Origin of the sequence: Mycobacterium sp., from assembly GCF_049585075.1 — a bacterium.
Classification (GTDB): Bacteria; Actinomycetota; Actinomycetes; order Mycobacteriales; family Mycobacteriaceae; genus Mycobacterium.
On record NZ_JBAUZA010000271.1, the window covers coordinates 1 to 21,020 of the forward strand.

Here is a 21,020-nt window from a genome sequence, read left to right on the forward strand (position 1 = left end):
GGCCGCGGCACGGCCGGAGCGGCCGGCGCAGGTGCTGGCGCTTGGACGGGCGGCGGGGCCGGTTTGGCCGGAGCTACCACCTGTTGCCCAATGCTGGGTCGGTCACTGACCTTTGGCCGGATGCCGAGCGCCAGCGACACCGCCAGGGCGGCGACACCGAAAACGAAGACCATCAATACCCCGAGTGCGACCAGGAATGGCCGGCGACCCGGATCGGTTTCCTCGCGCAAGAATTCAGCGGCCGCGGCCTCGGTGTACAAGTTGTCGCCCTCGGCCTCGGCGCTGTAAGCGAGTTGCTGACTGTCCCCGGCGTCGCCAACAGCTATCACCGGGTCCGCCGCGCCGGTGCCGGGGTCTTGGGCGTACGCCAGGGCCGAGGTCGACCAGTTCGATAGCGGCGCATGGGCGGCCGCCAAGGCCGCACCGCGGGCCAGCGCCGATCCGGGCTCGGTGGGCGCGCTGACGTTAAGCGGGGTCGCGGCTTCGAGCTCCGCCTTGATCATTTCGACGTCGACGCCGTCGGAACCCACCACGAACAGCCCTTGCGGATTTGGGTTCAGCCCGTCTGCACCCGCGGCCAGCGCCGTCAGCTCCGCGACGGCGTCCACGTCGTCATCGGGCAGGACCGCTTTGCGCATGTCGGTGACCGAACCGTTCGCGGTGTCGACCACGGCCAAGGTCGCAGAGTCCGGCTCGATGAAAAGCAGCCCGGTATGGGAGTAGCCGGTAGTGCTGCCGTAGGCCTGGGCCAACGCGGCCGCAGATAGAAAGGCCGAGACGAGCATGACGTTCTCGACCTTGCGGGCGGCCAATGCGTCTCGCAGCGCACCTTCCTGGGCGGGATCAACTAAGGTCACGCCGGTCGATGCCAGCCGATAACCCCCTTCAGCGGCACTTTGTTGAGTGCCCAAGATCGCGGCCAACGTCTGATCGGCCGCGGGCGAGGCTGCACCGTTGGCGTTATCTGCTCCGGCTGCGACCGGAAAACCGTCCTGGTCGATGGTGGCGCCGTCGGCCTTTTGCCCTTCGACCAGCACCATGTCGACTGTCCACGGTGCCATCGACATCCCGAGTACGAGGTCCTCCACAACTCCTCCCACGCAGTTGTGCCGTCATAACGCCCCCGGCGACCCTGATGCTTCGACCCTACTCGGTGGCGCAACCGGGCCGGCTTGCTCAGCTGGTGAGTTCGCACTAATTAGGGGCAGTAGGCCTTCCGCGCCCCGGCGGCGATCCAGTATTCGTCCCCGTTGACCGTGGGGAACTCCCGGGCCACGACCGACGCAACCACGACAGTAGATTCGCCGCCGACTATCTGGGCGCACGCGACATGTGCCGCGTGGATCGCGGTGTTCGAGTCCACCGCCACCTTGTTCGCCGCTAGGTACGACAGCAAAACCGAGTCTTGGGGATCGGCATACGCTCTCGGCGCTAACCAGATCCCGACTAAGACCGCTGCTACCAGCATTGTTTTCACGATCATGCTCCTTTACGGTAGCGGCAGCGGATGCAGGCCGCGGCAAATCTCGGATAGCCCATTCACGGCAGTCGAAACACCAGGCGTGGTGTGGCCCCACGGTGCGGTGTTCTCGGCAAGCGCGGGCCTCCCACGCGATTTGCTGGAAGTGCCGGTTGTGGCATCGTTGCCCAGATGGGTGCGCCTCGGGGGCCGGGTCTCAACGATCCATTCGGAGAGGCGATTGACGATGCGCTGAGCTGCTTGCCGGCCGATCTCCGTGCGGCGATGAGCAACGTCGAGATCGTCGTCGAGGACGAGCCTCCAGATCGGCAGCCGCTCCTCGGCCTTTACCACGGTGTACCGCTGCCGCGACGGACCAGCTGGTACAGCGGAGTCCTTCCCGACAAGATCAGCATCTTCCGTGGGCCGATCACGCGACTCGCTGCCGGCGACGCCGATCGATTACGCCGCGAAGTCAGACACGTCGTGCTCCACGAGATCGCGCATCATTTCGGGATCAGTGACGCGCGGTTGATCGAGCTCGATCGCTACTGACGTGACCCAGCCGGCGTCCTGAATTGGTGAACAATCCCTAACGCTCACGGCAACTCCCGAATTGAGTGACCCACTAACCGTTCCTGAGAATTTCTCAGAAAACGAGTCCTGAGTCCAGGTTCTAGCCGGCTGGGCTGTGAAGCCAAAGGCCTCAAGTGCTTTGGCGGTGGCGGAGGGATTTGAACCCTCGGACGGGGGTTACCCGTCACACGCTTTCGAGGCGTGCTCCTTAGGCCGCTCGGACACGCCACCGCCGGAGAGCTTACCCAACGCCGCCCTGCTCAGCCCAATCGTTGGCGAGCGAAGAAAGCCTCCAGCAGCGCGGCGCAGTCGTCAGCCAACACCCCGCCGCGCACGGCTGGGCGGTGGTTGAGCCGCCGGTCGCGCACCACGTCCCATAGCGAGCCGACCGCTCCTGTCTTGGGCTCCCAGGCCCCGAACACCAGACGGTCGACCCTCGCCATCACCAACGCGCCGGCGCACATCGTGCACGGCTCAACGGTGACCGCCAGCGTCGCTCCGGGCAGCCGCCACCCGTCGCCGAGTACGGCGGCGGCAGCGCGGATGGCCAGGATCTCGGCGTGCGCGGTCGGATCGCCCAGTGCCTCACGCGCATTGACTGCGCGGGCCAGCTCGGTTCCGTCGGGCCCGACGATTACCGCGCCGACCGGAACGTCACGTGGGCCAGCAGTAGCGGCGACCGCCAGGGCGGCACGGATCAGGTCTTCGTCGGCGCTCACCGACCGAGGTTCATGGCGGCGGCCCGCTGCGCCCGGCTCCGCCGCGCTTGCGATCACCGACCGAGGCGGTCGAGCACGGCCGACAATTCCTCGGCAAAGCCCATCTCCCGCGCGATGCGGCCCAGCTGCTCGTCGGCGTAGAGGTCGGTCTCGTCGAGAATGACGCCCAGCACGGCCTCGGGCAGCCCGACATCGGAGAGCAACCCGAGATCGCCCTCCTCGAACGGGTCGGCGTCCTCTAGATCCTCCGGATTGATGTCGGCGTCCAGGTTGTCCAGCACTTCAGCGGCGATGTCGTAGTCCAGTGCCGCGGTCGCGTCAGACAGAAACAGCCGGGTTCCCGACGGCGCCGGGCGCACGATCACGAAGAACTCATCGTCGACGTCGAGCAGCCCGAAAACCGCGCCGGCGCTGCGCAACTCCCGCAATTCGGTTTCCGCATCAGTCAGGCTGGTCAGGACTTTGGAACGCATGGCAGAACAGCGCCATTTACCGTCCTCGCGCACAACGGCCACGCCGAATCCGTCCGGCGTGTCAGCCTGCGCGGAAGCCCGCTGTGCTCCCATGGCCGCCTACGCTAGTCCCGCTGGAGCCCATTGACCAGCACATCACCGGCAGATCGGGGTCGCGTCGGCCGCCTATCAAGCGTCGGCTCTCCCAGGTAAATGTGCCAACCTTGTGGGGTGGCGAAAACACCGGTGTGCGTGCTCGGCCTGGGACTGATCGGGGGATCATTACTGCGTGCGGCGACGGCGGCCGGCCGCGAGGCCTTCGGCTATAACCGCTCGGTCGAAGGGGCCCAGGCGGCCCGGTTCGACGGCTTTGACGCCACAACCGATATCACCGAAGCGCTGACCCGCGCCGCCGATATCGGCGCGCTGATCGTTCTCGCGGTGCCGATGCCGGGGTTGCCTATCCTGCTCGGCCATATCAAGGAGTGGGCCCCCGACTGTCCGCTCACCGACGTGACCAGCGTCAAGAGCGCGGTGCTCGATGAGGTGACCGCCGCCGGTTTGCAGCAGCGTTTCGTGGGCGGGCACCCGATGACGGGCACGGCGCACTCCGGTTGGGCCGCCGGCCATGCCCGGCTGTTCACAGGTGCGCCGTGGGTGATCAGCGTGGACGATCACGTAGACCCGGCGATCTGGCCGATGGTGGTGGAGCTGGCGCTGGACTGCGGGTCGGTGGTGGTGCCGGCCAGATCCGACGAACACGACGCCGCCGCAGCCGCCATCTCGCATTTGCCGCACCTCCTCGCCGAAGCCCTGGCCGTCACCGCTGCGGAGGTTCCGCTGGCATTCGCACTGGCCGCAGGGTCGTTTCGGGATGGCACGCGCGTGGCGGGCAGCGCACCGGATCTGGTGCGGGCGATGTGCGAAGCCAACGCGGGCCAACTGCTGCCGGCGGTGGACCGCGCCATTGAATTGCTCACTGATGCGCGAGAGTCGCTGGCGCACAACAACTCCGTCGCCGAGCTGGTCGAGGCCGGGCATGCCGCGCGTACCCGCTATGACAGCTTCTCGCGGCCGGAGATCGTCACCGTGTTCATCGGCACGGAGAAGTGGCGTGAGGAGTTGGCCGCCGCGGGTCGCGCCGGCGGGGTGATCAGATCCGCTCTGCCAAGCCTGGGTAGTCCACAATGAACCCGTCAGCGTCGACGGTCAGCGTTACCTCGGACACCGGCGAGTGCACCTTGATCCCTTCGGCACTTCCCGGGGCTGGACTGCTGTAGCTGACCATTGCTGAGGTCACCGACATTTCGGGCAGTCTCACGTAAATCGTCGGCACCGTGATCGAGTCCGCTCGCTCGATCAAACCGCGGCGGCGGATCGGTAACGCGTTGAAGAACGGGCTGAAGACCAGATCGACGTCAAGGGCGCCGTCGAAGCCTGCCCGAGACTCGCCCTGATGGTCGGTGACCAGCCACATGTTCTCCTCGTCACGGGCGATCGCGAGCTGACGTTCCCGCTCGGCCAGCGTGACCGTCATCCCGAGTCGCTTGGTCGCGCCGGTCTCGTCGGTCTGCAGATCGTAATAGGCCGCGAACGCCGGATTGGTCTCGGAGGCCGCGGCCACGATGCGCCCGTTGGCCTTTAATCGCTTGCCGGACAACTGCACCCGTACCGATTCCATCCGCCTGGCGTCGTGCGCGCGCCAGGTCAGAATCGTCGACCAGGAACTCGACGTCGCTTCGGTGGGGGGTGGGCTCACGCGTCTACGTTAAGCGACGGCTCCGGTGATATCGAGGCGTGGTCGGTCACGCGTGCGCCATTCGGTGGCTTACGTCTCAGCCGACCGGTACCGGGCGCCGCGACCCAGATCGCGAATGCCAGCGCGGCGTCAAGGATCAACGCCAGCGCAGCCACCATCAACGCACCGACCAGAGCGATATGGAACTGACGCACGTTGATGCCGTCGATCAAATATCGGCCCAGGCCGCCCAAGCTGGCATAGGCGGCCACCGTCGCGGTGGCGACCACCTGCAACGTCGCGGTGCGCAGCCCGCCAAGTATCAGCGGCAGCGCGTTGGGCACCTCGACCCGCACCAGCACCCGCAGCTCGCCCATGCCCATCGCGCGGGCAGCGTCAACCACGGTGTGATCCACCGCGGCAATGCCGGCATACGTGCCGGCCAGCAACGGCGGGATGCCCAGCAGCATCAGCGCGACGATCGGTGGCACCAGGCCCAAGCCCCACAGCAATACGGCTAACAGCAGCACGCCCAGGGTCGGCAGCGCGCGTAACGCGTTGACCAGGCTCACCACCACCAGGGCGCCGCTGCCGGTGTGCCCGACGAGCATGCCGACCGGGATCGCGATCAGCGCCGAAACCGCTACCGCGGCCGCGGTGTACTCCAGGTGCTCCAAGGTGCGCGCCGCCAGACCCACCGGGCCGAACCAGTTGCTCGCGGTGAACAGATACGACACCGCCTGTTCGATGAAGCTCATCGCGAGCCCCCCACCACCGGAGCTGTTGGCAACCGGCGGCGGGGCCGCGGTGCCCGGTTCCACGGCGTCGCGAGCCGTCCGGCCAGCGTGATCAGCATGTCGACGACAAGCGCGACCAGCAGGATAGCGATGATCCCCGCGACGATCTGGTCGCTCTTGTTCGCCTGGTAGCCCTCGGTGAACCAGGTGCCCAGGCCGCCGATGCCAATGACCGCGCCCACCGAGACCATCGAGATGTTGGTCACCACGACCACTCGCAGCTCGGCAACGAGCACCGGAATCGACAGTGGCAGTTCGACTTTGAGCAGTCGCATGATCGGCCGGTAACCGATCGCGCTGGCAGCGTCGCGCACCTGTGCCGACACCGCGTCGAGCGCCTCGAAAACCGACCGGACCATCAGCGCCGTGGTGTAAAGCGTCAGCGCGACAATGACATTGGCCTCGTCGAGAATCCGGGTCGGAATAATCAGCGGCAACGCCACGAACAGCGCCAGCGACGGGATGGTGAAGACCACACTTGCGGTCAGTGTGGTCAGTCGTCGCAGCGCGGCCCGGCGGCGCACCACCACGCCCCACGGCAGCGCAATCGCCAGCCCGGCCAAAACCGGTACCAGCGACAGCCGCAGGTGAACCACCGTCAGCGTCCACGCCGTCGGGAGATGAGTGATCAGGTAGTGCACGCCTAATCCCGCGGCTGGGATTCCAACACGGCCAGCACATCGCCGGCCCGCACTCCCCCGATAACCTTGCCCGCCTTGTCGACGGCTACCCCCATCGCTGCCGGCGACGACAACGCGGCGTCCAGTGCCTGGCTGAGATTGCCGCCCGGGCGGAATAGCGAGCCGACCGACGTGACGCTGTCACGCAGCGACGCCCCGCTGCGGTGCTTACGTGCGCCGTTCGCATCGATCCAGCCCAACGGCGCGCCATCGGCTTTCACCACCAATGTCCAGCCGTCGCGAAGTTGGACGTCTGAAATCGCGGATTCGGCAATCCGATCGATGTCGTGTACCGGCAGTTGCGCCGCATCCAAGAACTGCAACCACCGATAGCCACGGCCGAGACCGATCATCCTCGACACGAAATCATTGGCCGGCCGCGACAACAGCCGCGCGGGCTCCTCGTACTGCTGCAGCGAACCACCCGGACCGAACACCGCAACGCGGTCGGCGAGCCGGACAGCCTCATCGATGTCGTGCGTAACGAACACGATCGTCTTGTGCAATTCGGCTTGTAGCCGCAGTATTTCGCGCTGCAGCTCCAGGCGGACTATCGGGTCGACAGCCGAAAATGGTTCGTCCATCAACAAAATCGGCGGATCGGCGGCGAGCGCCCGGGCTACCCCGACCCGCTGCTGCTCGCCGCCGGAGAGCTGCGCGGGATAGCGGCTGGCCAGCTTGGCATTCAAACCCACCCGCTCTAACACGTCGTAGGCGGCCGTGCGCGCGGCCCGCCGAGATTGGCCTTTGAGGACCGGCACCGTCGCCACGTTGTCGATCACCCGTTGGTGCGGCATCAGGCCTGCGCCCTGGATCACGTAGCCGATACCGAGGCGCAGCTGCACCGGGTCGACACGGGCGACATCGGCGCCGTCGACCCTGACGGTGCCTGATGTCGGCTCGACCATCCGATTGATCATCCGCATCGACGTGGTTTTGCCGCAACCGGAGGGCCCGACAAAAACGGTCAGCGAGCCCTCGGGCACGTCCAGGCTCAGGTCATCGACGGCGACGGTGCCGTCGGCGTAAGCCTTGAAGACATTCTTGAAGCTAATCAACTGTCAGCTTTTGATCGGATGGTCGAAGCCGTTATCCCGCAACCAGTTTCGAGCTGCCTGGTCGGGGTCGATGCCAGAGTTGCCGGATACAGAGGCGTTGAGCTCGGCCAAGCCGTGGCTGGTCATCTTGGCAGACACCGCGTCCAGCACACCTTTGAGCCGATCGGATTTCTTCTGCGAATTCACCAGCGGGACAATGTTGCCGGCCAGGAAATTGCACTCCGGGTCGTCGAGCACAACCAGATGGTTCTGCATGATCGCCGGTGAAGTGCTGAAGATGTTGGCGGCATTGACCGTACCGCGAACCAGTGCACGTACAGTGACCGCGCCGCCGTCGTCGCTGATCGCGACGAAGTTGCCGGGCGCAATGTCGAGCCCGTATCTCTGCTGCAGCCCAACCAGACCCGATGACCGGGTTTGAAAGTCCGACGGCGCAGCGAACTTGACCTCGGGAGAATGTGCGGCCAGATCTGCGATCGTCTTGAGGTTCCACTTGGCCGCGGTGTCGGCGGTGACGGTGACGGTGTCGGTGTCCGCCGCGGGTGACGGGGTCAGAATCGACAAGTCGCCGGGCAGGCGTTTGTAGAGCTCCAATTCGACGGCATCGAGCATCGTCACTGTCGCCTTCGATTCGAAGTACAGCAGCAGGTTGCCGATGTACTCGGGCACCAGGTCAATCGAATGGTCCTTCAGCGCAGGGACATAAGCTTCGCGGCTGCCGATTCCCATGCGGCGGCCGACGCTGAAACCGTTGGTCTGCAACGCTTGTGCATAGATTTCCGCGACGATTTTCGATTCCGGGAAGCTGGCAGATCCGACCACGATCGAGTTCAAATCGCCGGACGCCCCGCCGAGCGGGTTGGAGCTGCCGCAGGCCGCCAGAACAACACACAAGCTCGCGAGCCACGCTGCCGCGCGGGACCCGCGCCATCGCAGCATGCCCATAGCAGTCGACAGTATCTTGCGGCGCCGCCCGGTTTGAGAGTGCGGCGAGGTTTCCGGCCCGATTTCGTTTCATTCCGTGCGACAAAGGGCAAAGATGGAACTATGAGCAGCGATTCGTCTGTATCACCCGATCAACCACCGGAAACCAGCGCACCGGCCAAGGACGACGCGGCGCCGCCGGAATCGGCAGTGAAGTTCACCCGCGCGGCCAGCCTGTGGACCTCGTTGACGGCGGGCTTCCTGATTCTGATCGTGCTGCTGATCTTCATCATCCAGAACCCCAACTCGGCCCAATTCCACTTCCTCGGTTGGCACTGGAGCCTCCAGGAGGGGGTGGCCATTCTGCTGGCGGCGATCGGTGGCGGGCTGGTCACCGTGCTGGCCGGCACGGCGCGGATCTACCAGTTGCGGCGTGCCGCGAAGAAGAACCTCGCCGCAGGCCGATAGGCAATCACGCTGTCCGCAGCTCGGTCAGCCCACGGGTGATCAACGGCGCAACGGTTTCGCCGACGCGGTCGGATGCGTCGACGTCGTCGGCATCACCCGACATCCGCCGGCGGAAATCGATGCCCGCCGCGATGATGGCCAGCTTGAAGTAGGCCAGGGCCATGTAGAAATTCCAGTGCGCCAACGGCTGTCCGGAAATCACCGAGTAACGGTGTGCGAGCTCGTCGGCGACCGGTAATTGCGGCGACGTCCAGGCGGCGTGTGCGTTGATGATCAAGTCCAGCGACGGATCGCGATACACACACATCAGCGCCGCATCGCTGAGTGGATCGCCCAGCGTGGACAGCTCCCAGTCCACCACCGCGCGCACCTGCGCCGGGTCGTCGGCGTCCAGGATGGTGTTGTCGATGCGATAGTCGCCGTGCACGATCGACGTTCGGCTCTGCTGCGGCACCGCTTCCTGCAACGCCGCGTGCAGTCGCGCGACGTCGGCGTCGCGGTCGTCATCGGACAAGCGCACCAGTTCCCACTGCGAGCCCCAGCGGCGGACCTGGCGTTCCAGATACCCGCTCGGTTTGCCGAAATCGGCGAGTCCGACCGCGGTCGGGTCAACCGCATGCAGTTCTGCCAGCACTCGGATCAGCGCGTCGACGCAGCGCTCGATGACGTACTGGTCGCCCAATGCCTCGAGCTCGGCGCGACTGCGCACCACTTGCCCGCCAACATATTCGACCATCTGGAACGGCGCACCGAGGACCGAGTCGTCGTCGCACAATGCCACCGCGCGGGCCACCGGAACGGCGGTGTCGGCGAGTGCCGCGACCACTTTGTACTCACGCACCATGTCGTGCGCCGACGGGGTCAGCCCATGCAACGGCGGGCGTCGCAGCACCCACTTCGACGACTCGTCGGCGACCACAAAGGTCAGGTTGGAGCGGCCGCCGGAAATCAGCTGCGCCCGCAGCTCCCCGTCCCGGCCGATGTCGGCCGCGCGCAGATATCCGTCCAGCGCGACCAAATCGAGCCCGTCAAGCGGCGTGGAAGTCACCGGACTTGTCTATCACCCAGAGGCGCGTTGGTTGCGCGGCAGCAGGTCCCACACATGCTCGGTGCCGTTCACCGTCACCACGCTCGCCTGACCGGACCGGGAGAACAGCAGACGGGTTACCGAGGCGTAGTCGATCGGAAACGACAACACCCGCTTGGTTCCGAGGATCTCGTGCAGCACGACGTTGATCACGCCGCCGTGGCTGAACACCGCGACGGTGTCCTCGTGCTCCGCGCATGCGGCGACGTCATCGACCGCCGCCCGCACCCGGGCGCGAAAGGCGTCCTCGTCGACCTTGCTCGGCAGGTGCCCGGCGGCCATCCGAGCCCACTCTTGCGGGTTCTCATCACGGATGTGCTCGATGGGGATGTACACCGGCAGGTCGCGGTCGTATTCGGCGAAACGGTCGTCGATGTCGACGGTCAGACCGCGCGCGGCGGCGACCGGCTGCGCGGTCTGGATGGCGCGACGCTGCGGGCTGCTCACCACGCGGGTGATCGGAAACCTGGCCAGTGCCTCAGGCAGCCGTGCGACCTGCGCCCACCCCTCGTCGGAGAGGTCGGGGTCGGCACGTCCCTGTCTAGGGCGCGCGGGTTCGCTGCGAAGCGGCAACCCATGCCGGACCAGAAGCAACTGCATGCGCACAGCCTTGCATGCGATGCGCGGCCCTTGTCACCCCGGCAGAGAATGCTATTCTCCCAATGGAGATTGGGGTGTGCGGATGTTGGATGCAGGCGTGCTGGGACGCTGGCTGGACGCCAATGGCGCCCCCGGCGAAGGCGAAGAGGCCGTGCTGGAACAGCTGTCCGGCGGCTCACAGAACACGCTCTACCTGATCCGGCGCGGAGACGAACGCATGGTGTTGCGGATGCCCGGTGCCCGGGCCGACGCGGCCCGCGTCGACGGGCTGCTGCGTGAGATCCGTCTGGTGCGCGCGTTGCGCGGCACCGACGTGCCGCATGCCGAGCTGATCGCCGCCAACGATGCCGGCGATCTGCTCGGCATGCCCTTCTACGTCATGCAGGCCATCGACGGCTGGAGTCCGATGGACGGCGGCTGGGCGACCCCGTTCGACACCGACCTAACTGCACGCCGGGGCTTGGCCTTCGAGCTCGTCGAGGCCGCCGCCAAACTGGGCAGAGTGGATTGGCGCGCCCAGGGGCTCGACGGCTTCGGCCGTCCCGACGGATTCCATGAGCGTCAAGTCGACCGCTGGCTGGCGTTCCTGGACACCTACCGGGTGCGTGAACTTCCCGGCCTGGACCAAGCCGCCGACTGGCTGCGACGCAACCGCCCCGAGCACTACCGGCCGGGCATCATGCACGGCGACTACCAGTTCGCCAACGTGATGTTCGCGCACGGCGAGCCCGCTCGGCTCGCCGCGATCGTGGACTGGGAGATGACCACCGTCGGCGACCCACTACTGGACTTGGCCTGGTGCCTGCTTGGCTACGACGGTGAAAATCCCAAGGAAGACGGCTTTTATCTCGATATGAAGGGGATGCCGAGCCGCAGCGAGCTGCTCGACCGCTACGAGAAGACCAGCGGGCTCTCTACCGAAAACATCGACTACTACCTCGTGCTCGCCAACTGGAAACTCGGCATCGTGCTCGAAAAGACCTACGCTGCCGGAGTACGGACCGGAAAAGTCGACCCGAAGATCCAGGACGCGTTTGGGGCGATGATCCCGCAACTGATTGCCACGGCCGCCGAACTGGCCGGCTCGCTGCCGAAGGCTCACTGAAATGGGTTATGCCGACCAGCTTTTCGACCTGACCGACCAGGTTGTGCTGATCACCGGCGGCAGCCGGGGGCTGGGCCGGGAAATGGCGTTCGGCGCCGCCCGCTGCGGCGCAGACGTGGTGATCGCCAGCCGGAAAATGGAGAACTGCGTCGAGACCGCCGAGCAGATCAAGCGCGAAACCGGGCGCGTCGCAATGCCATACCAGGTGCACGTCGGCCGATGGGATCAGCTCGACGGTCTCGTCGAGGCCAGCTACCAACGGTTCGGCAAGGTCGACACCCTGATCAACAACGCCGGCATGTCGCCGGTCTATGACAAGCTCACCGACGTCACCGAGAAGCTTTTCGACGCGGTGGTCAACCTCAACCTCAAGGGCCCGTTCCGATTGTCCGCTCTGGTCGGTGAACAGATGGTCGCCGCCGGAAGCGGCTCGATCATCAACGTCAGCACCGCCGGTTCGCTGCGGCCGGCGCCCGACATCATTCCCTACGCGGCGTCCAAGGCGGGACTGAATGCCATGACCGAGGGCCTGGCGCGTGCGTTCGGGCCGACAGTCCGGGTCAACACGCTGATGGCCGGCCCGTTCCTCACCGACGTCAGCAAGTCGTGGAACCTGGATCAGGCAACGCAAAACCCGTTCGTCCACCTCTCACTGCAGCGGGCCGGCGACCCGGCCGAAATCGTCGGTGCCGCATTGTTTCTGGCATCCGCTGCGTCCAGCTTCACCACCGGCTCCATTCTGCGAGTCGATGGCGGGATCCCCTGATTTCGACCAGCACTTAGGAGTATTCGACATGGCATGGGACTTCTCCACCGAGCCGGAGTTCGAGAAGAAACTCGACTGGATCCGCGAATTCGTCCGCGAAGAGGTCCAGCCGCTAGAGGTGCTGTTCCCCGGATGCGAGTTCTTACCGCTGAACGACGAGCGACGCAAAATCGTCGACCCCCTCAAACAACAGGTTCGCGACCAAGGACTGTGGGCGCCGCACCTCGGTCCAGAACTCGGAGGGCAGGGCTTTGGCGCGGTCAAGCTGACGTTGATCAACGAGATTCTCGGCCGCAGCCCTTGGGCGCCCATCGTATTCGGGACGCAAGCACCTGACACCGGCAATGCGGAGATCATCGCACGGTTTGGCACTCAGGATCAAAAGGACCGCTATTTGGCCGGGCTGCTGTCCGGCGAGATATTCTCTTGCTTCTCGATGACGGAACCCCAAGGCGGCGCCGATCCGCGGGTCTTCACCACCCGGGCAGTCCGCGACGGCGATGATTGGGTGATCACCGGACGAAAGTACTTCTCCTCCAACGCATCCGTGGCATTCTTCTTCATCGTGGTGGCCATCACCAACCCCGATGTCGCCGTGCATCACGGTGCGTCGACATTCCTGATTCCGGCAGGCACCAAGGGCCTTAATGTCGAAGCTACCCACCATCTGGTCGGGGCCGACCCGCACGAACCCGGTCATTCCCTTGTGCACTATGACGGGGTGCGGGTGTCCTCTGACGCATTGCTCGGCGAAGCCGGCCAAGGCTTCCTGATCCTGCAGACCCGGTTGGCGGGCGGGCGGCTGCATCATGCGATGCGCTCGATCGGGATGGCGCAGCGCGCTGTCGAGATGATGTCCAAGCGCGCGAAAAGCCGATTCACTCAAGGTACTTCGCTCGCGGACAAGCAGCTGGTGCAAGAGTTCATCGCGGACTCATACACCGAGTTGACACCGTTCCGGCTGACGGTACTCCATGCCGCGTGGCTGATCGACAGCGGCGACGAGCATGGCGCCCGCGCTGAGATCGCGACCTGTAAGATCTTGGCCTCACAGGTGCTGAAATCGATTGCGTTGCGGGCTATCCAGGTGCACGGCGCACTGGGGCTCACCGATCAGCTGCCACTGGTCAATGTCTTGCTCGGCGGCATTGCGCTCGGGCTGGCCGACGGACCGACCGAGGCGCACAAGGTCAACTTGGCGCGGATGCTACTCAAAAACTATGAAGCTGAAAGCCCGGAGTGGCCCAGCGAAATGCTTCACGTCCGGCGCGAGGCCGCGCGCGCCAAATACGGTGAGCTCGTTGACCAATAGCAGGGTCGCCGCGGCTGTCGAGCGCGCCCTTGACGACCGGCAGCGGGAAGCCACCGAGGAAGTCGAACGCATCCTCGCCGCGGCCGTTCGGGTCATGGAGCGGGTAGCACCCGAACCACCGCGGGTCAGCGATATCGTCGCCGAGGCCGGTTCGTCGAACAAAGCTTTCTACCGATACTTTGCCGGCAAAGACGACGTCATCCTGGCGGTGATGGAGCGCGGTGTCGCGATCGTCGTCTCCTACCTGCAGCACCAGATGGCCAAAGAGCGCACGCCGGCGGGCAAAGTGCGGCGCTGGATTGAAGGCGCCCTCGCGCAGGTGGCCGACCCACACCTGATCAGCATGAGTCGGGCTGCCGCCGGCCAGATCTCGGCCACCTCCAACTGGCGGGCCGCCGACGACGAGATCATGCGGCCGATGCGCGATCTTTTGACCGAGCCGATCGCGACCTTGGGCAGTACGGATGTTCCCCGGGACGCCGACATCGTCTTCCGTTGCACGGTCGCAACCATGCGCCGCCACCTGGATTTGGCTGACCAGCCCAGCGCCGACGACATCGATCACTTGGTGCGGTTTTGTTTACGCGGCTTGGGGGCCGGCTGATGCGCGCCGTCGTCTGCCGCGGCTACGGCCCTCCCGAAGACCTGGTTGTCGATGACGTCCCCGATCCGACGCCTGGCCCGGGTCAGCTGCTGGTGCGTGTGCACGCCGCCGCTGTCAACTTTCCCGACGTGCTGCTGATCGCCGGCAAGTACCAGGTCAAGATTCCGGTGCCATTTACCCCGGGCAGCGAGCTTGCCGGTGAGGTGGTGGCAGCCGGTGACGGGGCGCAGTTTCGGCCGTGCGATCGGGTATTCGGAGCCACCCCAACCGGCGCTTTCGCTGAGCTGGCCCTGCTTGACGCCCATCAGGTATCCGCGGTTCCTGACGGCGCCGACTTCGCGTCTGCGGCGGCGTTCGGAGTCACCTACCGCACCGCGTATCACGCTCTGCGATCGGTTGCCCAAGTCGCAGAAGGAGATTGGGTGGTGGTCCTCGGAGCGGCCGGCGGCGTCGGGCAAGCCGCGCTCGATCTGGCAGTCGGTATGAAGGCCCGGGTGCTGGCGGCGGCCTCGACGCAGGACAAGCTCGACATCTGCAGGCAGCGCGGCGCCGAGGCGACCGTCGCCTACGACCGCGACGATCTGAAGGGGGCGATCCGCGAGCTCACCGGCGGCGGCGCCCGCGTCGTCATCGATCCGGTCGGGGGCAACTACGCGGAGCCAGCGCTACGTGGTCTGGCCCGGGGCGGAACGTTCATCACACTCGGCTACGCCGCCGGTGCGATTCCGGCCATTCCGCTGAATCTGGTTCTCTTGAAGGACATCACGATTCGCGGCATGGAAATTCGCACCTTCACCGCCGATCACCCCGACGACGCCGCGCGCGACATCGCCGAGCTGCAGCAGATGTTCGCCGACGGCCGGATCCAGCCCTATATCGGTGCGCGGTTCCCGTTGGCCGACGCCGCGAAGGCGTTACGCCATGTGGCCGAGCGCAAGGCGGTCGGCAAGGTGGTCATCGACGTGGCCTAACCTGGCCCACATTCTCATCCGTCACAGGAGTTTCTGCACACCCGGCCAGCCAATCTGCCCGCCTCAGAGCGACTTTCGAATTTGTCGCTCAAAGGCGGGCAAACCGCCAATACCTTCCGCCGGGAGGCTCGTGGTGCTGATGTGACGACCGCTGCTCGTCACGGCGTAACGATGTTGAACGCCGGATCGGGTTTGTCGAGCACACCGAGCAGCTGCTGCAGGGCCGCCTGGTCGCCGGAGATCTCCAGTCCCGGCGAACTCACGTCACCCATTGCCACCGTGAGGAGGCGCAGCGCATTGTCCAGCTTGACGGTCACGTTCGCGGTGGCGGCATCGGCGGGTGTTTCGCGGCTTACGAGCACGCCGTTACGCAGCGCGAGACGATAGTTGGTCTCCACGTCGGTCAACGTGACGTCGGCGGCGAGATCCAAATCCCAAGCGCGGGGACCGTTGACGCTGATGGCCAGGCCGTCGAAGATCTGCGCCGGCGTCAACGCAGACATCAACGTCAGCGAAGTGGTTTGAGCGGCTGTGCCGAAGTTGCCGTCGCGCAATTCCAACGCGCCCGACAGGAAAAAGTTGCGCCAGGTCGCGTTCTCGGCGCCGTAGGCCAACTGATCGAACGTCTCCGCGAGCAGGGCGCGGGCGCCTGCATGCGTGCTGTCGGTAAACACCGCGTGATCGAGAAGTGTTGCAGCCCAACGAGCGTCACCAGAATCGAAGGCCCGCTGAGCAAGTTCGACGACGCGGTCGATCCCGCCCATCGCATCGACATACCGGGTGGCCAGCGCTTCGGGCGGGTGCGGCCACAGCCGCGCCGGGTTGCCGTCGAACCAGCCCATGTAGCGCTGGTAGATCGCTTTGACGTTGTGGCTGACGGAGCCGTAGTAGCCGCGGGCGTGCCACGCCTTGTCCAGTGCCGGTGGCATTTGCAATGTTTCGGCGATTTCGGCGCCGGTGTGTCCTTGGTTGAGCAGCCGCAGCGTCTGGTCATGCAAATAGGCGTACAAGTCGCGCTGCAGCGACAGAAACTCGACGACGCCCTCGTATCCCCAGGTCGGCCAGTGGTGCGACGCAAACACGACGTCGGTGCGGCCGGCGAACGTGTCGATCGCCTCGGTGAGGTAACCCGACCAGACGTGCGGGTCGCGAACCAGCGCGCCGCGAAGCGTCAACAGGTTGTGCAGGTTATGGGTGGCATTCTCGGCCATACACAGTGCGCGGAATCGCGGGAAATAGAAGTGCACTTCGGCCGGAGCCTCGGTGCCCGGCGCCATCTGGAATTCGATCTCGACCCCGTCGATCGTGCGGGTTTCACCGGTGGTGCGGATATCGACCGTGGGCACAATCAGGGCTACCTCACCAAGAGACGGCGCCTGGCCCAGGCCGCAGCCGACATGTCCTTGCGGACCGCGGGCCAGCTTGCTGCCGTACATGTAGGTCGCGCGACGCGCCATCGCGGTGCCGGCATAGACGTTCTCCTGCACAACGTGGTCTGTGAATCCTTCCGGCGCCAGCACTTGCACTGTCCCGGCGTCGACGTCGGCCTGCGACGTGACACCCAACACGCCGCCGAAATGATCCACGTGGCTGTGCGTGTAGATCACCGCGACGACGGGCCGCTCACCCCGCTGCGCGCGGTAGAGCTGCAGCGCCGCGGCGGCCACCTCCGTGGAGACCAGCGGGTCGATCACGATCAGACCGTCGTCGCCCTCGACGAAGCTGATGTTGGAGATATCCAAGCCGCGGACCTGGTAAATACCCGGGACCACCTCGTAGAGGCCTTGCTTGGCGGTCAACGTGCACTGCCGCCACAGACTGGGGTGCACTGACGGCGGCGCATCCCCCGTGATGAACGAATACGCGTCGTTATCCCACACCACCCGCCCGTCGGCGGCGTTCACGACGCAGGGCGTCAGCGCGGCCATGAATCCTCGGTCGGCGTCGGCGAAATCCCTAGTGTCGTCCAGCGGTAATCCGCGCTTCTCGTCCACCGGCCCGACACTGCCACCAATTGCGCCGCGCAGGACCCGAACCACCGATCGACGAGACGCCAGCAAACGTCTGTTCATACTGAGGCAGTCGTGCTGGCCCGAAAACGAAATTTTGGCGAATCCGGATACCCATCGTTCGGCGAGACGGCATACTGCCAAAACGGTCTGTGAAGTTCCTGTGGACCGCCACAACGGCAAAGGAGCACGAGTGAAGCGTTCAGTTACGGTCGCTGCAGCAGCGACGGCGATCGTGGTCGTAGGTCTGTCCGGATGTTCGAGCAAGAAGGAATCGACCAGCAGTTCCGGGTCATCGTCGAGCCAGAGCAGCGCAACGGTAACCGGCCCGGGCGGCGGAGCCGCAGCGGCGAAAGTCACCATCGATGGCAAAGACCAGAACGTCGGCGGCACCGTCGCATGCACCACGGCGGCCGGCAACGTGAACATCGCCATCGGTGGGGCGTCCACCGGCATTGGCGCAGTGCTCACCGACGCCAGCCCTCCCGCGGTGAAGTCGGTCGGGCTCGGCAACGTCAACGGCGTCACGCTGGGTTACACCCCGGGCACCGGTCAAGGCAACGCCAGCGCGACCAAGGACGGCAGCAAGTACAAGATTTCAGGGACGGCCACCGGGGTGGACATGGCCAACCCGATGCAGCCGGTCAACAAGCCCTTCGAGATCGATGTCACGTGCCCCTAGGGTCCTGAAGTAACCGTACGAGACGACGGCGACGCTCCCATGGCGTCGCCGTCGTTGCTTTAATCCTGTTGCGTGGGCTTATGTTTCGAGGTCCGCCGTAAGCGGCAATCGCACGGTGAAGTCGGTGCGGCCCGGCGAGCTGCCCAATGTGATCGTGCCGTTGTGAGCTTTGACCACCGCCGCAACGATCGCCAGGCCCAGGCCGGTGCTGCCGCCCTTCCGGGATCGGGACGTGTCGCCGCGGGCGAACCGCTCGAACACCTCCGACTGCAACTGCTCGGGGATTCCCGGCCCGTTGTCGATAACGCTCAGCACGGCATGCGTCGTGTCGGAGGCCAACCGGGTGGTCACGATGGTTCCCGCGCCGGTGTGGACGCGGGCGTTAGCCAGCAGGTTGGTCACCACCTGATGCAGCCGGGCGGCATCGCCGCAGACGGTCACCGGCTCCTTGGGCAAGTCGAGTTCCCATTGGTGATCCGGACCGGCGACGTGCGCATCGCTGACCGCGTCGACGGCCACCCGGGACAAATCCACCGATTCACGCTCCAGTGGTCGGCCCGAGTCCAGGCGGGCGAGCAGCAGCAGGTCCTCGACGAGGCGAGTCATCCGTTCGGTTTCGGATTGCACGCGTTTCATCGCGTGGGCCACCGCGTCGCTGTCCTCGCGCATGCGTTGGGCCAACTCGGTGTAACCGCGGATCGCGGACAACGGGGTGCGCAATTCGTGACTCGCGTCCGCGACGAATTGGCGCACCCGGGTCTCGCTGGCTTGGCGCGTAGACAAGGCGGTCGCGATGTGGTCGAGCATCCGGTTCAGCGCCGAGCCGAGTTGCCCAACCTCAGTACGGGGGTTGGCGTCCGCCTCGAGCACCCGCACCGGCAGCGCGACTTCGCCGCGGTCCAGCGGCAGATCGACGACCTCGCCGGCGGTCAGCACAACGCGCCGCAGCGGCGCCAGTGCTCGCCGGATGATCACGACGCCCGCCGTGGTGGCGGCTGCTACGGCGACGACGATCACCACCGCGAAGATCAACAGGACACGGATCATCGTGGCGTCGACTTCGGACAGCGACAAGCCGGTGATGATCACCTCACCGCCGCGTCGGGCCGGCGCAGCGATGACGCGATATCGGCCCAGCCCGTTGAGATCTCGGGTCACCGGCGTGCGGTTGACCGGGATCGCGATCAGTTGCGCCTTGGCGCCGTCGCTCAATGCGGCCCGGCCGCCGGCGGTGGTCAGGTACCCGGCCTCGAGCGCCCCGTCTTTGCCGATCACGCCCGCGACCATGCCGACCGGCTGGCCGGGAGCATCGAGAAAGACCGGGCCCGGGCCGGGTCGTGGGAATGGCCGTAAATGATGCCGCCACGGCGCGGAGGGCGGCTCACCCAATATCCGCACCGAGCGATGCGAGGCGTCGAGCAGCTGTGTGTCGAGCTGTCCCACCAGATATCGGTACAACGCGAACTCGGTCACCGCGCCGATTCCCACGCAGACGACGACGAGCACCACGACTTGCCCGATCAACAGCCGTAGCCGCAGCGACCAGGTCCCTCCCATGGCTAGCGGGCCGGCTTGAGTACGTAGCCCGCTCCGCGCAGCGTGTGGATCATGGGCTCGCGCCCGTTGTCGATTTTCTTGCGCAGATAGGAGATGTACAGCTCAACGATGTTCGACCGCCCGCCGAAGTCGTAACTCCACACCCGATCCAAGATCTGCGCCTTGCTCAGTACCCGCCTGGAGTTGCGCATCATGAACCGCAGCAACTCAAACTCGGTGGATGTCAACGAGATTGGCTCACCGGTCCGGGTCACCTCGTGGCTGTCCTCGTTGAGTACCAGGTCCCCGACAACAAGCTGCGCACCGCTGTCCTCGGTTGTCACCCCGGTGCGCCGCAGCAGTGCACGCAGCCGCAACACCACTTCTTCGAGGCTGAATGGTTTGGTGACGTAGTCGTCGCCACCGGCGGTGAGGCCGGCGATGCGGTCCTCCACCGCATCCTTGGCCGTCAGCAGCAGCACCGGCAGCTGCGGATTCTGTTCGCGCAGTTTCCTTAAGACATCGAGCCCGCTCATGTCGGGCAGCATCACGTCGAGGACGACCACGTCGGGTCGCTGCGTCCGGGCGGATTCCAGCGCCGACGCTCCGTCACCGGCGGTGGCGATGTTCCAGCCTTCGTAACGCAGCGCCATCGACACCATCTCGGCGAGGACCGCCTCGTCATCGACCACCAGAACGTTGATCGGGTTCCCATCCGCGCGGCGCATCACGACCCGCTCGACAGGCGCTTGGGGTTGGCTCACAGGTTCAAAGTATGCCCAGCGTGATGAGGTGTCGCTGTGCCAACCCTATGTGTCGGCTGTGAGCCGCCCAGGCTGCAGCTTTGGGGTCAGAACCAGACTCTTCGACCGGCGACCGGGCGGCCAACTGCGCCAAGGATCCACAGGATCGCACCAATGACTACCAGAATCCACCCGATGGTAATCAGGATCGGCAGTGGCACTACATATCCGATGACGAGCAAGATAATTCCGAGGATGATCATGACGTTTCCTTTCAAATGTTTGGTGAGGGTTTTCCACTGATTCGCATCAGTACCAATAGCGCCTGCCGGCGACTGGGCGACCGACGGAGCCCAGGACCCAGAGCACTGCACCGATCACCAGCAAGATGATGCCGATCGTGGTGAGGACAGGCACCTTGAGGAAAAATCCCACGATGAGTAGAAGGATGCCCAAGACAATCACGATGCCTCCACTCCGATGAGGTGATCGATGTCTGTGGCAGGCATCGAACTGGGTTGCGGCAAATGACAATCGGTCACCTTTGGGTTGACACCCGCATAATTCAGGGGACCGACGAGCACAGTGACTGCGACGGTGCCTAAGCTGGCACAATTTTGGTCGGTATTCTTCAAGTAGCCTCGCTGGAATGCGGCTATCACGCCGATCACCAACCAGACCACCACAATCGCACCGATTAAACCTCCGCCACGCATCCTCGCCTCCATCAATGT

26 protein-coding genes and 1 tRNA gene are annotated in these 21,020 nt (G+C 65.3%); 9 read left to right on the forward strand and 18 right to left on the reverse strand.

Going from position 1 to position 21,020, the window contains the following annotated elements:
- On the reverse strand, positions 1–1,088 hold a 1,088-nt coding region (locus tag WB785_RS13070; RefSeq protein WP_424079736.1), incomplete at its 3' end, for a DUF7159 family protein.
- Positions 1,089–1,198: 110 nt separating this feature from the next.
- A complete protein-coding gene (locus tag WB785_RS13075) occupies positions 1,199–1,468 on the reverse strand; it encodes a DUF732 domain-containing protein (RefSeq protein ID WP_424079784.1) in 270 nt (89 codons plus the stop codon).
- 183 nt (positions 1,469–1,651) lie between these two features.
- Between WB785_RS13075 and WB785_RS13080 the strand changes: the two genes are divergently transcribed.
- Positions 1,652–2,014, forward strand: coding sequence for a metallopeptidase family protein (locus tag WB785_RS13080; RefSeq protein ID WP_424079738.1), 363 nt, complete (start codon positions 1,652–1,654; stop codon positions 2,012–2,014).
- A gap of 161 nt (positions 2,015–2,175) precedes the next feature.
- Here the strand turns inward: WB785_RS13080 and WB785_RS13085 are convergent.
- From WB785_RS13085 to WB785_RS13095, 3 genes are all read right to left on the reverse strand, one after another.
- Positions 2,176–2,266 (reverse strand) — tRNA-Ser (locus tag WB785_RS13085).
- 29 nt (positions 2,267–2,295) lie between these two features.
- Positions 2,296–2,754 carry a nucleoside deaminase gene (locus WB785_RS13090; protein WP_424079740.1) on the reverse strand — a complete coding sequence of 153 codons (459 nt, stop codon included), beginning with the start codon at positions 2,752–2,754 and terminating at the stop codon, positions 2,296–2,298.
- A 53-nt stretch (positions 2,755–2,807) separates the two neighbouring features.
- The gene (locus WB785_RS13095; RefSeq protein ID WP_424079742.1) at positions 2,808–3,320 is read right to left on the reverse strand and encodes a tRNA adenosine deaminase-associated protein; all 513 of its coding nucleotides are present in this window, start codon (positions 3,318–3,320) and stop codon (positions 2,808–2,810) included.
- 132 nt (positions 3,321–3,452) lie between these two features.
- Here WB785_RS13095 and WB785_RS13100 point away from each other — a divergent pair, with 132 nt between their 5' ends.
- Positions 3,453–4,397: a prephenate dehydrogenase gene (locus tag WB785_RS13100; protein WP_424079786.1), complete on the forward strand. Its 945-nt coding sequence runs from the start codon at positions 3,453–3,455 to the stop codon at positions 4,395–4,397.
- Here the strand turns inward: WB785_RS13100 and WB785_RS13105 are convergent.
- The 5 genes from WB785_RS13105 to WB785_RS13125 form a co-directional block, all read right to left on the reverse strand.
- Positions 4,360–4,887 carry a putative glycolipid-binding domain-containing protein gene (locus tag WB785_RS13105; RefSeq protein WP_424079787.1) on the reverse strand — a complete coding sequence of 176 codons (528 nt, stop codon included), beginning with the start codon at positions 4,885–4,887 and terminating at the stop codon, positions 4,360–4,362. The two genes, WB785_RS13100 and WB785_RS13105, sit on opposite strands and share 38 nt — an antisense overlap.
- 74 nt (positions 4,888–4,961) lie before the next feature.
- Positions 4,962–5,702, reverse strand: coding sequence for an ABC transporter permease (locus WB785_RS13110; RefSeq protein ID WP_424079744.1), 741 nt, complete (start codon positions 5,700–5,702; stop codon positions 4,962–4,964).
- Complete coding sequence (locus WB785_RS13115; RefSeq protein WP_424079746.1) at positions 5,699–6,382, reverse strand: ABC transporter permease; 684 nt, start codon at positions 6,380–6,382, stop codon at positions 5,699–5,701. Before WB785_RS13115 ends, WB785_RS13110 begins: the two co-directional genes overlap by 4 nt.
- Positions 6,383–6,384: 2 nt before the next feature.
- Positions 6,385–7,479, reverse strand: coding sequence for an ABC transporter ATP-binding protein (locus tag WB785_RS13120; protein ID WP_424079748.1), 1,095 nt, complete (start codon positions 7,477–7,479; stop codon positions 6,385–6,387).
- Between the two features lie 3 nt (positions 7,480–7,482).
- Positions 7,483–8,424 carry an ABC transporter substrate-binding protein gene (locus tag WB785_RS13125; RefSeq protein WP_424079750.1) on the reverse strand — a complete coding sequence of 314 codons (942 nt, stop codon included), beginning with the start codon at positions 8,422–8,424 and terminating at the stop codon, positions 7,483–7,485.
- Between the two features lie 102 nt (positions 8,425–8,526).
- Between WB785_RS13125 and WB785_RS13130 the strand changes: the two genes are divergently transcribed.
- Complete coding sequence (locus WB785_RS13130) at positions 8,527–8,871, forward strand: LapA family protein (RefSeq protein ID WP_424079751.1); 345 nt, start codon at positions 8,527–8,529, stop codon at positions 8,869–8,871.
- 4 nt (positions 8,872–8,875) lie between these two features.
- Here the strand turns inward: WB785_RS13130 and WB785_RS13135 are convergent, their stop codons facing one another.
- Positions 8,876–9,919 carry a phosphotransferase family protein gene (locus WB785_RS13135; protein WP_424079753.1) on the reverse strand — a complete coding sequence of 348 codons (1,044 nt, stop codon included), beginning with the start codon at positions 9,917–9,919 and terminating at the stop codon, positions 8,876–8,878.
- Between the two features lie 12 nt (positions 9,920–9,931).
- On the reverse strand, positions 9,932–10,558 hold the full coding sequence (locus tag WB785_RS13140; protein ID WP_424079755.1) for a histidine phosphatase family protein: 627 nt from the start codon (positions 10,556–10,558) through the stop codon (positions 9,932–9,934).
- 82 nt (positions 10,559–10,640) lie between these two features.
- On the opposite strand from WB785_RS13140, the gene WB785_RS13145 reads away from it, so the two are divergent.
- The 5 genes from WB785_RS13145 to WB785_RS13165 are packed head-to-tail and all read left to right on the forward strand — an operon-like array spanning position 10,641 to position 15,316.
- Positions 10,641–11,663: a phosphotransferase family protein gene (locus tag WB785_RS13145; protein WP_424079789.1), complete on the forward strand. Its 1,023-nt coding sequence runs from the start codon at positions 10,641–10,643 to the stop codon at positions 11,661–11,663.
- Position 11,664: 1 nt separating this feature from the next.
- Positions 11,665–12,429 (forward strand): SDR family NAD(P)-dependent oxidoreductase, encoded by a 765-nt coding sequence (locus tag WB785_RS13150; RefSeq protein WP_424079757.1) that lies wholly within the window; start codon positions 11,665–11,667, stop codon positions 12,427–12,429.
- 28 nt (positions 12,430–12,457) lie between these two features.
- The gene (locus WB785_RS13155) at positions 12,458–13,741 is read left to right on the forward strand and encodes an acyl-CoA dehydrogenase family protein (protein ID WP_424079790.1); all 1,284 of its coding nucleotides are present in this window, start codon (positions 12,458–12,460) and stop codon (positions 13,739–13,741) included.
- Positions 13,722–14,345, forward strand: coding sequence for a TetR/AcrR family transcriptional regulator (locus WB785_RS13160; protein ID WP_424079759.1), 624 nt, complete (start codon positions 13,722–13,724; stop codon positions 14,343–14,345). The genes WB785_RS13155 and WB785_RS13160 overlap by 20 nt, the downstream gene beginning before the upstream one ends.
- On the forward strand, positions 14,345–15,316 hold the full coding sequence (locus tag WB785_RS13165; RefSeq protein ID WP_424079761.1) for an NADPH:quinone oxidoreductase family protein: 972 nt from the start codon (positions 14,345–14,347) through the stop codon (positions 15,314–15,316). Before WB785_RS13160 ends, WB785_RS13165 begins: the two co-directional genes overlap by 1 nt.
- Positions 15,317–15,474: 158 nt before the next feature.
- Here the strand turns inward: WB785_RS13165 and WB785_RS13170 are convergent, their stop codons facing one another.
- Positions 15,475–17,343 (reverse strand): alkyl/aryl-sulfatase, encoded by a 1,869-nt coding sequence (locus WB785_RS13170; RefSeq protein ID WP_424079791.1) that lies wholly within the window; start codon positions 17,341–17,343, stop codon positions 15,475–15,477.
- A gap of 175 nt (positions 17,344–17,518) precedes the next feature.
- Between WB785_RS13170 and WB785_RS13175 the strand changes: the two genes are divergently transcribed.
- Positions 17,519–18,007 carry a lipoprotein LpqH gene (locus WB785_RS13175; RefSeq protein ID WP_424079763.1) on the forward strand — a complete coding sequence of 163 codons (489 nt, stop codon included), beginning with the start codon at positions 17,519–17,521 and terminating at the stop codon, positions 18,005–18,007.
- A gap of 78 nt (positions 18,008–18,085) precedes the next feature.
- On the opposite strand, the gene WB785_RS13180 is transcribed toward WB785_RS13175, so the two are convergent.
- From WB785_RS13180 to WB785_RS13200, 5 genes are all read right to left on the reverse strand, one after another.
- Complete coding sequence (locus WB785_RS13180) at positions 18,086–19,564, reverse strand: sensor histidine kinase (RefSeq protein WP_424079765.1); 1,479 nt, start codon at positions 19,562–19,564, stop codon at positions 18,086–18,088.
- 2 nt (positions 19,565–19,566) lie between these two features.
- Positions 19,567–20,271, reverse strand: coding sequence for a response regulator transcription factor (locus tag WB785_RS13185; protein WP_424079794.1), 705 nt, complete (start codon positions 20,269–20,271; stop codon positions 19,567–19,569).
- A 122-nt stretch (positions 20,272–20,393) separates the two neighbouring features.
- A complete protein-coding gene (locus tag WB785_RS13190; protein ID WP_424079767.1) occupies positions 20,394–20,549 on the reverse strand; it encodes a hypothetical protein in 156 nt (51 codons plus the stop codon).
- Positions 20,550–20,595: 46 nt separating this feature from the next.
- Positions 20,596–20,751 carry a hypothetical protein gene (locus tag WB785_RS13195; protein ID WP_424079769.1) on the reverse strand — a complete coding sequence of 52 codons (156 nt, stop codon included), beginning with the start codon at positions 20,749–20,751 and terminating at the stop codon, positions 20,596–20,598.
- Positions 20,748–21,014, reverse strand: coding sequence for a hypothetical protein (locus WB785_RS13200; protein ID WP_424079796.1), 267 nt, complete (start codon positions 21,012–21,014; stop codon positions 20,748–20,750). Before WB785_RS13200 ends, WB785_RS13195 begins: the two co-directional genes overlap by 4 nt.
- Between the last annotated feature and the right edge of the window lie 6 nt (positions 21,015–21,020).